Annotated in this window: 10 protein-coding genes; 9 read left to right on the top strand and 1 reads right to left on the bottom strand. The window is 42.8% G+C overall.

Annotated features, from left to right (window positions below; translation table 11 throughout):
- Window positions 1–235 precede the first annotated feature (235 nt).
- The 9 genes from ACRD7A_RS10625 to ACRD7A_RS10585 all read left to right on the top strand — a co-directional run bounded on the left by ACRD7A_RS10625 (window position 236) and on the right by ACRD7A_RS10585 (window position 13,773).
- Window positions 236–754: an outer membrane beta-barrel protein gene (locus tag ACRD7A_RS10625; RefSeq protein WP_430811028.1), complete on the top strand. Its 519-nt coding sequence runs from the start codon at window positions 236–238 to the stop codon at window positions 752–754.
- 241 nt (window positions 755–995) lie between these two features.
- Complete coding sequence (locus ACRD7A_RS10620; RefSeq protein ID WP_430811029.1) at window positions 996–1,784, top strand: PhzF family phenazine biosynthesis protein; 789 nt, start codon at window positions 996–998, stop codon at window positions 1,782–1,784.
- Window positions 1,785–1,930: 146 nt separating this feature from the next.
- Window positions 1,931–5,275 carry a ligand-binding sensor domain-containing protein gene (locus ACRD7A_RS10615; RefSeq protein WP_430811030.1) on the top strand — a complete coding sequence of 1,115 codons (3,345 nt, stop codon included), beginning with the start codon at window positions 1,931–1,933 and terminating at the stop codon, window positions 5,273–5,275.
- Window positions 5,276–5,402: 127 nt separating this feature from the next.
- Window positions 5,403–5,984, top strand: coding sequence for a peptide deformylase (gene def, locus ACRD7A_RS10610; protein WP_430811031.1), 582 nt, complete (start codon window positions 5,403–5,405; stop codon window positions 5,982–5,984).
- A 211-nt stretch (window positions 5,985–6,195) separates the two neighbouring features.
- Window positions 6,196–7,248 (top strand): efflux RND transporter periplasmic adaptor subunit, encoded by a 1,053-nt coding sequence (locus ACRD7A_RS10605; protein WP_430811032.1) that lies wholly within the window; start codon window positions 6,196–6,198, stop codon window positions 7,246–7,248.
- A gap of 15 nt (window positions 7,249–7,263) precedes the next feature.
- Window positions 7,264–10,323, top strand: coding sequence for an efflux RND transporter permease subunit (locus tag ACRD7A_RS10600; protein ID WP_430811033.1), 3,060 nt, complete (start codon window positions 7,264–7,266; stop codon window positions 10,321–10,323).
- Between the two features lie 134 nt (window positions 10,324–10,457).
- Window positions 10,458–11,819 carry a TolC family protein gene (locus ACRD7A_RS10595; protein WP_430811034.1) on the top strand — a complete coding sequence of 454 codons (1,362 nt, stop codon included), beginning with the start codon at window positions 10,458–10,460 and terminating at the stop codon, window positions 11,817–11,819.
- An 83-nt stretch (window positions 11,820–11,902) separates the two neighbouring features.
- Window positions 11,903–12,970: a sensor histidine kinase gene (locus tag ACRD7A_RS10590; protein WP_430811035.1), complete on the top strand. Its 1,068-nt coding sequence runs from the start codon at window positions 11,903–11,905 to the stop codon at window positions 12,968–12,970.
- Window positions 12,967–13,773, top strand: a complete 807-nt coding sequence (locus tag ACRD7A_RS10585; protein WP_430811036.1) for a LytR/AlgR family response regulator transcription factor — start codon at window positions 12,967–12,969, stop codon at window positions 13,771–13,773. The genes ACRD7A_RS10590 and ACRD7A_RS10585 overlap by 4 nt, the downstream gene beginning before the upstream one ends.
- 440 nt (window positions 13,774–14,213) lie before the next feature.
- Here the strand turns inward: ACRD7A_RS10585 and ACRD7A_RS10580 are convergent, their stop codons facing one another.
- Window positions 14,214–14,666: a phosphate-starvation-inducible PsiE family protein gene (locus ACRD7A_RS10580; RefSeq protein WP_430811037.1), complete on the bottom strand. Its 453-nt coding sequence runs from the start codon at window positions 14,664–14,666 to the stop codon at window positions 14,214–14,216.
- Window positions 14,667–14,701 lie beyond the last annotated feature (35 nt).

The raw sequence follows: 14,701 nt of genomic DNA, 5'->3' as shown, positions 1-14,701 counted from the left end.
GATAAGAGCTTTGGTAACCTTTCGCGGCCTGATTGGATGGGTTCGGCAGGCTTTTGTTCAAGTTCGTAAGAATGGCTGTTTGTGCGACATGCCAGGTAGCCTATTTTTGGATTGCATATATCCAACAAAGTAATGCTATGAGATGAGTTTGTGCTGCACTATGGAATATTTGGTACTTCGTTGTGGGAATACATAGATATATGGCAGGAGAAGAAATTATTTAATAAATATATATATGAGAAGTACAATTATTGTAATTTGTTTTTTATTGTCAATGGGCGCTTTGAATGCGCAGGATAAGCACACCGGTGTGCGTGTGGGTTATCAATCATCGGTAATGATGAAAGATTCACACAAATACGGATCCCATGGCGATGGCTTTTATGCCGCCTTTTATCGTGATACGAAGGTGTTGCCCTTCTTTTTTTTCAATGCCGGAATGGAATATTCACGCGTAACAACTGAGATCGAAAAGCAAGATTACAAACTGGATTATCTGGGTATACCATTGGCATTAAAGCTCAAGCTGGGGCCCATATTTGCACAGGGAGGTGCTGCCATTAACTTTAAGCTTAACGAAATTGGAAACCCCTTCGACGATAAAGCTGAATGGTTTGATACTAATGCTTTTGTAGGTGCCGGATTAAGTTTTTTCATGCTTAATGTTGAGGCAAAATACCTGTGGGGATTAACTGAAGTGCACAATGGTATTAAAAATAATGGATTGCAGTTGGGGATAGGTTTACGCTTCTAGTGTAAGTTTTGAAAGATAATTGTTAATCAAAGATCTAAGGAACGGTGCTTTATCACAGAGAGCCGTTCCTGAAACTTACTGAACGCTCTGCTAGTTATTGATATTGGCGGCCACGTTTGAAGTTTTTCAGGCGATGGCCGCTTTTATTTTAACTCAGACCTTTGTATCTTACTCTTCACTTGTTAATGTCAACAGGGTACGGCTCCTCATCATACCCTAAGTAACATACATAATTAAACAAATGAAGTTAAGCATATATCAAATAGACGCCTTCAGCGATAAAGTTTTTGCAGGCAATCCAGCCTGTGTCATTCCCCTTGAAGATTGGCTGCCCGATGAGTTGTTACTGAAGATCGCCGCTGAGAATGCGGTGGCTGAAACCGCTTATTTTGTGCAAAGTGAGACAGGTATTCACCTGCGCTGGTTTACCCCTGATATGGAGATGGACCTGTGTGGTCATGCAACACTCGCAGCGGCCTATGTGTTGAAGGTACACTTGAATTACGATTGTGACACCCTTATATTTAACACGCTAAGCGGCCGTGTTACTGTTCAATGCCAGCAGGATCGGCTCACTCTTGACTTTCCTTCTCGTCCGGCTGTTCCTGTTTCGCTGCCGAAGGTTATTCAACAAGCCTTTAGTATTGAGCCGGGTTCGGTGCTTAAGGCCCGCGATTATTTACTTATCTATCCAAAGGCCGATGATGTAATGAAGCTGCAGGTCAATCGTGCCCTTTTCGATACCCTTGATTTGGGTACGGGTGGAGTTATTGTTACCGCGCCCGGTGATTATTGTGACTTTGTTTCGCGCTTCTTTACGCCGCAAGCTACCATTCTGGAGGATCCCGTTACAGGGTCGGCTCACTGCACACTTGTGCCTTATTGGCGACAGCGTTTGAATAAAAGCAGTCTGTTGGCCATGCAACTCTCAAGTCGTGGAGGTACTTTGTATTGTAAGGACCAGGGCAGCCGGGTAATGATTGGGGGGAATGCACGCACCTATATGGTGGGGCATATTTGGATTGATTAGCATGGGCGTCTATGTTATGCTTATATAGCGTCTATATTTCTTGGATTATCCTGTTTTTGTGTGCTAAATTAGATTGTTAAATTCCTTTTTGTTAACTTGGTTTATGGTTGATGATAAAGTTGTTTTCATCACTTAACCTGGTTAAAATGAGATATTACCAGCTACTTCTAATTCTTACTGTGCTGAGATGCGTACCCCTTACAGCGCAGCATTCGCCCATGCGGTTTCAGAGCCTTACCATTGACGATGGTCTTTCATTAAGCTCGGTTTACTGCATTGCCCGGGATAGTAAGGGCTTCATGTGGTTGGGTACTGAGGATGGCTTAAATCGCTTTGATGGTTATCACTTCACCATTTACCGTACCGAGGTTAAAAATCCCAATAGCATTTGTTATAAGTGGATCGAACACATTGCAGAAGACCAGCAGGGGAATCTGTGGTTTGGTTCGCGCAGTGGTCTGTCTTGTTTCGATCCGGCCAGCGAGGTATTTATGAATTTTCGAACGGGGCAGGAGCATTCTCTTTGTAACGATACTGTCACCTGTCTGCAAGGTTTTGATGATGTCCTGTATGTCGGCACCAAAGGAGGCTTGAATAGAATTGAACTGGCCGATTGGCACACACATCACTATCCGGAGATGGGGGTAGTGCATCGTCTTTGTAAAGCTAATGAGGTATTGTATGTGGCAGCTTCTTCGGGGCTCTTTGAATTTGGTACAGCAGGTAATCCATTAAGGCTCTCCGAAATCAGCCTCGTAGATGTTTGTGTTCGTAGTGATACCCTATACTGTGCAAGTGCCCAATCAGTGTTTCTGTATGATCGGCACAACGGAAGTAAGCAGCAGCTTATTTTGCCTGATAATTTAAGGAATATTGAGGGTGTTGAGTTGGATAACAGGGGGCACTTATGGATCAATACCCAGGCCGGTTTGTGGTTGTACAAAATTTCGACGGGGCAAGCCCAAAAAATTGTATCTACCAATAATGTGAGCAATAGTCTGGCAGTTAATACCCGCAAAGCCTTGTGGATTGCAGAGGATAACAGCGTGTGGTATGCTACTCACGGGGACGGTCTGTTTGTTATCAATGAGCAGCTGCGGGTTAGTAAAAGTATACATAATCCTACCGATAAGGAGAGTGTTAATCAAAATGCCTTTAACTGTATTTTTGCCGATCCGCACAGTGGTAATATCTGGTTGGGAACCTTTGGTGCCGGTATAAATGTTTACCAGCCATCGGCCAATAAGTTTGACATGATTAAGCACAATCCATTAGATGATAATAGTTTGCCCAGTAACTTTATATGGTCGGTGTGGGAGGCTACCGATAGCTGCCTTTGGATTGGTACTAACGACGGAGGGCTCTGTTGTTACTGTCCTCACGAAGATCGTTTTGTTACCTATATACATGATGGCAGTGCGCAAAGTATCAGTCATAATTCGGTGCGCGAGGTGTATCAGGATAAGGAGGGGACAATATGGGTGGGAACCGATGGAGGAGGGCTTAATCGTTTTAATGCTGCCAATCATAGCTTTAGCATATATCGCAACCGGCCGGGCGATGACAGCTCCCTCTCCGATAACTCGGTTAGGGTTGTGTTTGAGGATAGTAAAAGAAGGTTGTGGGTAGGCACCCGCAAGGGACTCAATCTTTTCAATAGAGACACTGGTACTTTCAGACGATATATGCATCAGGAAGGTAATGTGCAGTCGCTGTCCAACGATTTTATCTATGCCAGCATTATTGAAGATGACAATGGGCATCTGTGGATCGGTACCTATGGAGGTGGTTTAAATCGTTTTGACCCGGATAAGGGTATCTTTCAGCATTACACAAGTAATATGCCCGATGGAAAACGCCTTAGTAACGACATTGTGTTTAGTCTGTATAAGGATGCACTGGGGCTGATATGGATTGGTACTAACGAGGGGCTGAATGTGTTAAATCCAAAGAATGGGCAAATACGGATGTATGGTATGGCCGATGGTTTGCCCAATGAAGTTATCTACAGTATTTTGCCCGATGAGCAAGGGCGTTTGTGGTTAAGTACCAATTATGGGATTAGTTGTGTGCAGCCAGATCGCATGGCCTTTCGTAATTATGATGTGAGCGATGGACTACAGAGTAATGAGTTTAACGGAGGTGCTTTTCATAAGGGTACATCGGGTCGTTTGTATTTTGGTGGTGTATATGGTCTTAATATATTATATCCCGGCACTGTGCAACCTAATACGCAGGCAAGTGCACCTGTATTTACACGCCTGGAGGTGCTGGGGCAGGCGGTACAGACACGACCGACCGGCCTGCCTGGAAATGCAGTAATGATGGTTGATAGTCAGTATATAATGCCGCAGTATATTGCTTATGCCCGGCATATTGTACTGGACTACTCACAGCGTTTTTTTGCCATTGAGTATTCAGGTCTCAATCATCTGTTTGCCGGAAAAACAGAATATGCCTTTCAACTGCTACCGCAGGATAAAGAGTGGCACAAGGCCGGAGCCCGTAATTACGTGTCTTTTGCCGATGTTAAACCGGGTAGTTATACTTTTCGCGTAATCAGTACAAATAGCGATGGGTATTGGTGCAAAACGCCCACTGAGCTGGGCATCACCATTCAACCGCCTTTCTGGAAAACTACATGGTTTATGATGCTTGAGTTAGTGGTACTAATTTTGGTGGCTGTGTTTACCTACCGAGTGTTAATAAAGATAAAAACCAACAAAGTACTGCTTCATCAAAATGAAGCTATTACGAAGGCCAATGAACAGTTAAAAGCCTCCGAAGAGAATTTGCGACAAATGAACGTGACGAAAGATAAATTTTTCTCCATCATCTCACACGACCTTAAAAATCCTTTTACCAGTCTCATGTCAATCAGTAGTTTGTTGGATGAAAGCTATGATGTAGCTGATGAAGAGGATAAGCGACTGGGTGTTAAGCGCATTAATAATACCGCGAAACAAATTTATCAACTTTTGGAAAATTTGCTTACCTGGTCCCGATCGCAAAGGGGTAAAATCAGTTTTCAGGATAAGTCCTTTGATCTGACAGCATTGATTATAGAGAACGCAAACCTATATCGTGATGCTGCGGAACGGAAAGGAGTGCAAATAATTAACGAAGTAAAACAAAGAGTGATGGCTCGTGGTGATCGCAATACTGTTAACACCGTTATTCGTAACCTGAGTGGTAATGCGGTGAAGTTTACACCGAAAGGGGGCACTGTAAAATATTTTGTTGAAGACGAAGATAATCATTGGAAAGTGAGTGTGTGTGATAGTGGTGTAGGCATTAGTGCCGATGATCAGCAGCATCTTTTTAGCATCGATAAAAAAATTAAGACAGAAGGTACCGAAGGAGAGAAAGGGACCGGCTTAGGACTCATCATTTGTAAGGAGTTTATCGAAAAAAATGGGGGACGGATTGGTGTAGAGAGTGAGGCGGGTAGGGGTTCAATATTTTGGTTTACGTTGCGCAAATGTACATGAAGTACTTGTAAAAAGAAGGTTTAGGCTTTTTGAGCAAGTTGTTGCAAAAAAGAAATAAACCTTTTGGGGAGTGTATGGTTTATGGTAAAAAGACTATTTTTGCAGCGCAAAACCAAAAACAAGATAGATGGCATTAGCAATTACAGCGTATGGCACCAAAGTGTTGAGAACGGTGTGTGATGAAATTAGCAAGGACTACGAAGGGCTACAGGATTTGATAGACAATATGTGGGAAACCATGTACGAAGCCGGTGGTGTTGGTCTTGCGGCACCGCAGGTGAACAAAGCCATCCGTTTGTTTACGGTGGATACCATTCAGGTGTATGAAGGCATGAAGGAGGAAGACCGTGCTGATCTGTTTGAGGACGAAGCACCAATTAAGGAAGTATTTATTAATGCGGAAATCGTTGGTGAATCGGAAGAGGTGTGGAGTGATGCTGAAGGTTGTTTGAGCCTGCCGGATATTGGCGGTGAGGTGGAGCGTCCCTGGGCGATAGAAATCGAATACTGTGATCGTAATTTTAAAAAGCACAGAAAAACTTTCACCGGCTATAATGCCCGCGTTATTCAGCATGAGTATGACCACACGGAAGGTATTTTATATGTCGATCATTTATCGGGCATTGCCAAGCGATTGATAAAAGGTAAACTCAATAAGATTGCAGAAGGAAAAGTAGCGCCGCGTTATCGTATGCGCTTTGCAAAATAACACATCGAAAGTAATATTAAGATGCAACCCTGATTTATCAAAATCAGGGTTTTTTGTGATCCAACACTTTCTTTCGTCCGGACTATTGCTATTTGGTGCTGTAAATCGGCTGCTTCATGCATTTAGCATCATTTTCGCCTTGCAGATATAATACTTTTGCAGATGGAAAAATGGTTTTTCAAAAACGAAAAAATACAAATAGGATTTTATCATGATTAAACAATTATTTAACAGCTTCATTGTTTTACTAGCAGTTAGCTTTGGACTGGTGAGCTGTGGCTCCGAGGAGGTGCAGGAGAAAGTAAGCAAGCGCTATGTTAAAGTAAAGCGTCTTGATACGACGCAAGCGGCCGAAGAACTGATTTTTAACGGTCAGTTGAAGGAGAAAAAAGAGGTAGATGTAGCTTTTAAAGTAGGAGGACAAGTGCTTGAGGTACTTGTTGATGAAGGTGATCGCGTGCATAAGGGACAGGTAATTGCCCGCATCGATCCGCGTGATTATAAAATCCGTTTGCAAGCGGCTAAGGCACAATATGAGCAATTGAAAAGCGAATTTACACGCTATCAGGAGCTTTATAAAAAGAATAAATTACCCATTAACACACTGGAGAAGCTGGAGGCAGGTTACTTAGCTGCTAAAAGTGCGTATGAAAATGCGCAGAATGCTTTGAACGATACGCAGTTGAAAGCGCCATTTGAAGGTTATGTATATCGTAAAAATACCAATAAATATGAAAATGTAGCACCCGGTCAGCCCATCTATGTTTTATTGGATGTGAGTCATCTGGAAGTGCTGTTTAGTCTGCCTGAGAGTAAGGTGAACAAAGCCAAAAACTTTAGCAGTGTTAAGGTGGATGTTCCTAACGCAAACAGGTTTGGCTTAGAGGCTGTGATGTTATCGGTTAACGAAAAGGCCAATGGAAATGATATGTTTGATGTGCGTTTGAAGGTGAATGCCGGTGAGGAGGCCTTGAAGCCGGGTATGTCGGCCAAGGTGCGTATTTCACTTGCAGCCGCACAAGAGCAGCTTATCACCGTTCCTGTGGAGGCCGTATTTAATAAGGATCAGGCCACTTATGTATGGGTTTACGATCAGAATAAGTCGGTAGTGTCAAGCCGCAAGGTTAGCATTAATAAAATCGATAACGCAGGTAAGCTTATAATTACTTCCGGGTTGACCGGTAACGAACTGGTGGTAACGGCAGGCGTTCACAGCTTGATCGAAAATCAGGCTGTACGAGTTCTTACAGATACTAATATTTAATAAGTCCACATTAGCATGTTAGAAAAGATTTTATCTCAAAAGGCCTTTTTGAGCTTTGTTTTTGTGGCCTTAATTCTCGGGGGACTAGTGTCCTTCGATAAGATGGGTAAGCTCGAAGACCCAGAAATACCCGTTAAAACAGCGGTTATTATAACCCAATATCCGGGTGCAACTGCCGAGGAGGTAGAGCAGGAAGTAAGCGATGTAATTGAGCAAGCTGCGCAGCGCCTTGAAAATGTTGATTACATAGAATCGACCTCTACAGCCGGTATGTCAGAGGTACAGGTGAATATAAAGAGCAGCGTTAAAACCGATCAGATGCCCCAGCTATGGGATCATCTGCGACGCAAGATACACGATGTACGTGGTAAACTACCTGCGGGAGCCGGTGCGCCCATCGTCAATGATGATTTTGGTGATGTATCGGGTATATTCTTTGCCATTTCCAACGATGGTTATCCCTATGATGAATTCCAGAATTATGTGGATTACGTGAAGGAGGAAATGATGTTGGTAGAAGGTGTAAAGCGTATCGAAGTATTTGGTAAGCGCACCGAAGTCGTTAATATCACCTTTGATAACGAGTATTTTGCATCGATGGGCATTAACCCCATGATGATCTTTCAGTCGTTTCAGGATCAGGGAATGATTGTTAATCCCGGTAGTTTTGTGTCGGGTAGCGAACGAATTCGCATCAGCATTGGTAACAAGTTTCAGAGTCTTGATGAGATTCGTAATTTTGAGGTGAAGTTACCCAATGGAGGACGCTATCGTTTGGGACAGATTGCTACGGTAGAGCGAGAGTTTTATACACCATCGGTTCAAAAATTAAAACATAATGGCAGGGAGGCCATCAGTTTGGCTATCTCCATGAACAAAGGCGGTAACATTATTCTACTGGGAGAGGCCGTTGAAAAACGTCTGGCCGAGCTGGAAGAAAGCCTGCCTGTTGGTATTGAGGTAAATAAGATTTTTTACCAGCATACTAATGTAAGCAAGTCGATTGATGACTTTATGGTGAATCTTGTCGAGTCAGTCGTGATTGTGATTGTGGTTCTGCTGCTGGCCATGGGTATGCGTGCCGGATTATTGATTGCCAGTGGTTTGGTGTTTACCATTTTAGCTACATTTATTGTCATGGCAGGCTTTGATATTGAGCTGCACCGTGTGTCGCTGGCCGCTATTATTATTGCCATGGGTATGTTGGTGGATAACGCCATTGTGGTTGCCGATGGTATCCTTATTGATTTGGAGCGCGGTCTCGATCGAAGCAAAGCATTTATTAACACGGCTAAAAAATCTGCCATGCCGTTGTTAGGCGCCACCCTGGTAGCTATTCTGGCTTTCATGCCACTGGCCTTTAACAGTACAGGTGCGGGAGAGTTTCTGCGTCCTCTGTTTTATGTGTTGGCCATTTCCTTATTTGTAAGTTGGGTGCTGGCCATGATACAGACACCTTTCCATGCGCAATATTTTTATAGTAAAGGGAAAAAGAAAAAGAAAGGCAATAAGCAGAATGATGAGACAGAAAACGACCCTTACGGGGGTAAATTTTATCAGTTATCGCGTCGCTTTATTCGTTTTGCCCTATGGCATAAGTCTATGTTTGTGATTGGTACCGTGGTGGTATTGGTGTTGTCTTTCTGGTCTTTCCGTTTCGTAAAGCAAAACTTCTTTCCAGGAGCCGATTACGATCAGTTTATTCTTGATTATCGTTTACCTGAAGGTCAGGATATAAGCCAGGTAGAGAGAGATTTGGATGCCATTCAGCAGGATATTGCACATTGGGATAACATCAGCTCGGTAGTAACTAGTTTAGGAAGCACACCGGTGCGTTATACGCTCATGCGCCCTATGAATGGTTTGAGCCTTAATTATGGTGAGCTCATTATCACCATTAAGGACAAGGAGATTATCAACGAAACCATTGCTGAACTGCAAGGCTACGTGGATAAAAACTACCCTAATGCCTTTGCAAGGGTGAGAACCTATGCGGCCGTGGGAGGTGATTTCAAGATAGAAGCAAAGTTTACCGGTAAGGATGAGAAGGTACTGCGCGATTTGGCACGTCAGGCTAATGAAATAATGTACGCCGAGCCTAAGGCTACATTTATCACGCATAACTGGAAGAACCGTGTGAAAGTGTTGGCGCCCGTTTATTCACAGGACCGAGCTCGTCAGCTAATGGTGAATCGCTCCGACGTAGCCAATGCTTTAGCCATTGCGTCCACGGGTATGCCGGTTGGTGTTTTCCAGGATGATGATTACCGTTTGCCCGTTATATTAAAACTTAATAAAACCATTGAAGACGATGTGAATCAACTGGCATCCGTACCCGTGTGGGCGGGCTTACCGCAGAGTGTGGCGCTGAGTCAGGTAGTCGATTCCATTGATGTACGTTGGGAAAGTAATATGATCTGTCGCTATAACGGGCAGCGTTCCATCATTGCACAGTGCGATCCGGTATTTGGGGTAGCACCGCCTGAGCTATTTAAAGAAATACGCGGCAAGATAGAGGCTATTCCACTGCCCGACGGCTATAAGCTGGAGTGGTTGGGTGAATACAAGAGCAGTAACGAGGCCAATGCCGGACTGGGTGAGAAGTTACCGCTGGCTGCCCTGCTGATGATTATCATTGTTATTGGCTTGTTTAATAACTTCCGTCAGCCGGTTATCATCTTCTCAATTATGCCATTGGCCTTTATTGGGGTTATCTTTGGCTTCGTTGTCACAGGCATCTATTTTACCTTCTTCTCTATCATCGGTACCCTGGGACTAATGGGTATGATGATTAAGAACGCGGTGGTGCTGCTCGATGAAATCAACCTGCAGATTAGTGAAGGAAAAGATAAGCTGAATGCCATTATCGATGCTACCTTATCAAGGGTGCGTCCGGTGATGATGGCTTCACTCACTACAATACTGGGTATGTTGCCTTTAGCATTCGATCCAATGTTTAATACCATGGCCATTGCCATAATGTTTGGCTTGCTCATAGGTTCTATTATTACATTAATTGTAATACCGGTATTGTATGCTGTAATGTATCGTGTAAACACGAAACAATTGCATTAGACAAACGATTAATTTTTTTCATGTATAGGTTAGTAGAAGGAGCCGGAGTTTTTAAACGGTTAAAACAGAAGGCTCCTTTTCTACAAAGCGTAAGTGAAAAGTTTCAAGATTGTAAATCGTCTTATTTAAGAGAAATGAAGTACTCGATTATATTAATTAGCTTTCTGATAGGGTTGAGCGCTACAGCCCAACAGAAGGTATCGCTGGCTGAAAGCCGGCAAATGGCTTTGGACTTTAATAAGTCGCTTAAGTCAGCAAAGCTGAAGCACTATGAGGCAGAGGCACAGCAGAAGGAAGCGCGCACGGCCTATCTGCCAAAAATTGGTGCCAGTGCATCGGGCATGTTTCTGCCCAGCATGGACGATATTGTGATCCCACAAATGGGTCTGCCGGTGGTGGATGCTGGCGGTAACCAAACCGGTGATATGATTGGTTTTCCGGGCATGACCATTGGTACAGAGAAATTAAAATTTTACAATGGCCAGGTGTCGGCACAGGTGCCCATCTACTTGGGTGGTAAAATACGCTATGCCAATAAGATGGCCGATAAAGGCGTTGAAATCGCTGGTCAGGCCTATCAGTTGAAAACTGATGAGGTGATTTTCAATACCGATAATGCCTACTGGCGACTGGTTGCTTTCAAGGAGCAACTCAAGGTGGCCTATAAGTATTATGAGATGCTGGACTCCCTGGAGCAGCAAATGAAGGACATGTATGAGCTGGGGCTAACACCTAAGAGTGAGCAGCTGATTGTAACCGTGCAGAAAAATGAAGCTCAGCTAAACCTAATGAAGGCAGAAAATGCCCTAAAGATTATGAAAATGAACCTGTGTCAGATTACAGGGCTGGATATTAATACGGACATTGAAGTGAGCGATTCATTATCTATGAATCCCGAGCTGATTGCCATGAGTAACGGTGCCGGCCTGGCTATGGCCAATCGTAACGACCTCAAGATCTTAGATGGTCAGGTGGCCATTAGCGAATTTCAGAAAAAATCAGCCATGAGTGCTTATAAGCCTCAGATTGGTGGCCAGATGAGTTATGGCTATATGGAAGCGCCCGATGTGTTCGACGGACAAACAAGTACTCAGATTGCCGCTTCTGTTTCTATACCCATTATTCACTGGCGCGAAAAGAAACATAAAAAAGATGCTGCGAAGTTGCGTATACAGCAGGCCCGTCTTGAATTAGACGAAACAAAAGAGTTTGTACAGTTAGAAGTACAGCAGTACATCATTCAGGTGCGTGAAGCCTATGAATCAATTATTTTAGCCAAGAAAAATAAGGAAGAGGCCATTGAGTCGCTCGAAGAGGTGACTGCCAGTTTCGAGGCAGGCCTTAATACTACAACCGATTTGTTAAATGCTCAGGCCTCCTGGCTAAGTGCCAATGCCGAACTGCTAAATGCCCTTGCCGGCTACGAAGTGGCTAAAACGGCCTATATGAAAGGTACCGGGCAACTGGGATCCGAACTTACCTTAACCAATGAATAGTGTTTCCTTTTGGTAGTGATTTGTTTTATTTTATAAAATGAGTCACTACCTTTAACTAATCAATGGGGTTAACTAAACATATTATGAAAAATTTTGAAACCTGTTATAACGATAAGTTTCTAAAAGGTCAACCCATCCTGTTTGTGAACTACAAAGCCCGCCTGCTATTTGAAATAATGTTGGGAACGGGTTTTTATTTTCTCGTCTCTGTTGCCTTATTTAATAATGAACCATTTAGCTGGAAAGGATTTCTCTTTTCCATATGGCTCTTCACTTTTATTAGCGAAGGCATTTTTGCCTTTAATAAGCTCATCGACCGTTGGCGGCCATGGCACACCCATACGCGTGGTCGTATTATTATGCTTATTTCGTTCTCGGGTGCCTGGTTTGTAATAGTAACCACTTTGGCTCAGCTCTTAAAGCCTTGGCTGGAAGGAGATAAGGTGCGCGATGAACTGGTGTATAGTGTTAGTATTGTAATTGCTATATTACTGGTAATGATATACATTGTATTGCTTTTTGCTTATAATTACCATCATAGCCTAAGTATGGTAATGCTGGAGAATGAAAAGCTTCAAAAAGATAAACTGAAACAGGACTATCGTGCCTTACAGGATCAGGTCAATCCACATTTCTTGTTCAATAACTTAAGCACTCTGATTGCCATCATCAGGCATGACCGTGATGCTGCAATCCGTTTTGCTATTAATTTCTCAGATGTATATCGTTATGTGTTGCAGAGTAATAAGCATATTTCCATCAAACTGGTAGATGAGTTAAATTTCCTCAAAGCTTATGGTGCACTGCATCAGGAGCGTTTGAGGGAAGGGCTCGCCGTGGAGCATGACTTTGACGAAAAGTACTATGATTGGCACCTGCCACCTTTAAGCATGCAGGTCTTACTGGAAAATGCTGTTAAGCATAATGTCGCCACCAAAGCATCGCCTCTCAAAATGAAAATGTACACCGAAAACGATAAGGTGATTGTGACAAATAATATCAATCCTAAATCAACAACTTATTCAACAAACACAGGATTGAGTAACTTGCGCGAGCGCTATAAACTTCTAACCGACCGTAAGGTGGTTATTTCTAAAGATGAATACGAATTTAGGGTGGAATTACCATTGATAAATAAGAAAGTGAAATGATGGATGTGAATATCATAATTGTTGAGGACGAGATTCATAGCGGTGAGATGCTCCGTGATATGATTGCTGAGTTACGTCCGGCATGGAAGGTGCAGGCAATGTTACAAGGGGTTGACGAAACAGTTGATTACCTGAAAAATAATGAACATCCTCAAATTATTTTTCTCGATATTGAACTGGCTGATGGTAATTGCTTTTCCATTTTTGATAGCGTAAAAGTAGAACGTAGCGGTATTATTTTTACAACGGCTTATAATGAATTTGCACTCAAGGCTTTTCATCTCAATAGCATTGATTATCTGCTGAAGCCCATTAAAGAAACAGACCTGGAGCGAGCCATTGCTAAGTATGAAAATACCATTGAGGTTTTGAGTGAGGCACGTGATCAAAAGGAGACAGGAGGTGTCGTTGATAAGATTGATTATCAGGAGTTGGCACGTTCCATTGCCAGAACGCAAGGGGGGTATCGTAAGCGTTTTCTTATCTCTAAGCGCGAGGCCTTTTTTAAGTTAGGCGTTGATGATATCGCCTATTTCTACTTCGATGCACGTGTAACTTTTGCCGTTACTTTTCAGGGCCAGCAACATGTACTTAGTCAGTCGCTCGATAAGTTGGAGGAAGAGCTCGATCCGGAAATGTTTTTCAGAACTAACCGGCAGTCCATTGTTAATGTCGAGGCTGTGGATAAATTTGAAACCTATTTCAGCGGTAAGCTGGTGGTAAAGCTGGTCAATAATCTGAATGATAAAATCATGATAAGTCGCGCCAAGGCAGGGGCTTTTAAAGAGTGGATGAACCATTAATAAGACTAGTAGGAAGTACCTTTTTAATGAAAGTATCATTAATAACCGATTAAATATATATTCAACCTCGCTGAGGTTGATTGGTTATTTACATTTCACTTATCTACAAATATTTATCTCCGCTGGAGATAATAAAACAACTTCGGAGAAGTTGAATATTTATAGAAATAATAAACCTACCCTATTAATAACAATCCCAGCGGGATTGCATATTATATAGACGCTTCATTGTTTTTTACATTTTTAATCGGCCTGTAATGTAAAAGTATATACGGAACGGTTCTATATAAGCACCTTACGATAGAGAACCGTTCCAATCAATAATTGCGATGTCTACTGTATAGCAATTGAAATTCGTCGCTTTATGGTAGAATCTGTTGGTAAGTCATTAACAGGCTGGATACGTTGTACGCTTGGGCCTTGTTCAGATTAGGGTTCAATCACTCACGATCATCCTTTGCTTTTGATTTTCCTCTGCTGGGAAGGTGTATTTTTACATCGGCTTTTTTTATTAGAAAATAGGTGATACCCAGGCCAACAATCATGGCGGCAAGACTTAATAGCTCCTCATAGCGATACTTGGCAAAATCCCATACGATTACTTTACGGGCAATGGCAATAATGGCCACAAGAATGATGAACTCAACGTGTACAATATCTTCTTTGAGGTAGGCTTTGATGGTTTCCAGCAGCTCAAGGCCAATTAACAGCACCAGCAGCAAGCTAAAGAGATCCATGAGTCCGCCGGCATCAATTATGAACATGGGCGGGGTCAATATCTTCTGTTTGATCTGGTATACAATGTCGATAAAGGCCAGAATTAGTGTAGCTGATACAACAATCAGAATACCATAAATAAGTGAAGTCTCAATAAGTTTAATGGTTTTTCTCATAGGGTTTGTGTTTAGAGTCAGGAGTGGCGCGACAT

Origin of the sequence: Carboxylicivirga longa, from assembly GCF_050589825.1 — a bacterium.
Lineage (GTDB): Bacteria > Bacteroidota > Bacteroidia > Bacteroidales > Marinilabiliaceae > Carboxylicivirga > Carboxylicivirga longa.
This window is presented reverse-complemented; position numbering and strand designations above follow the sequence as displayed.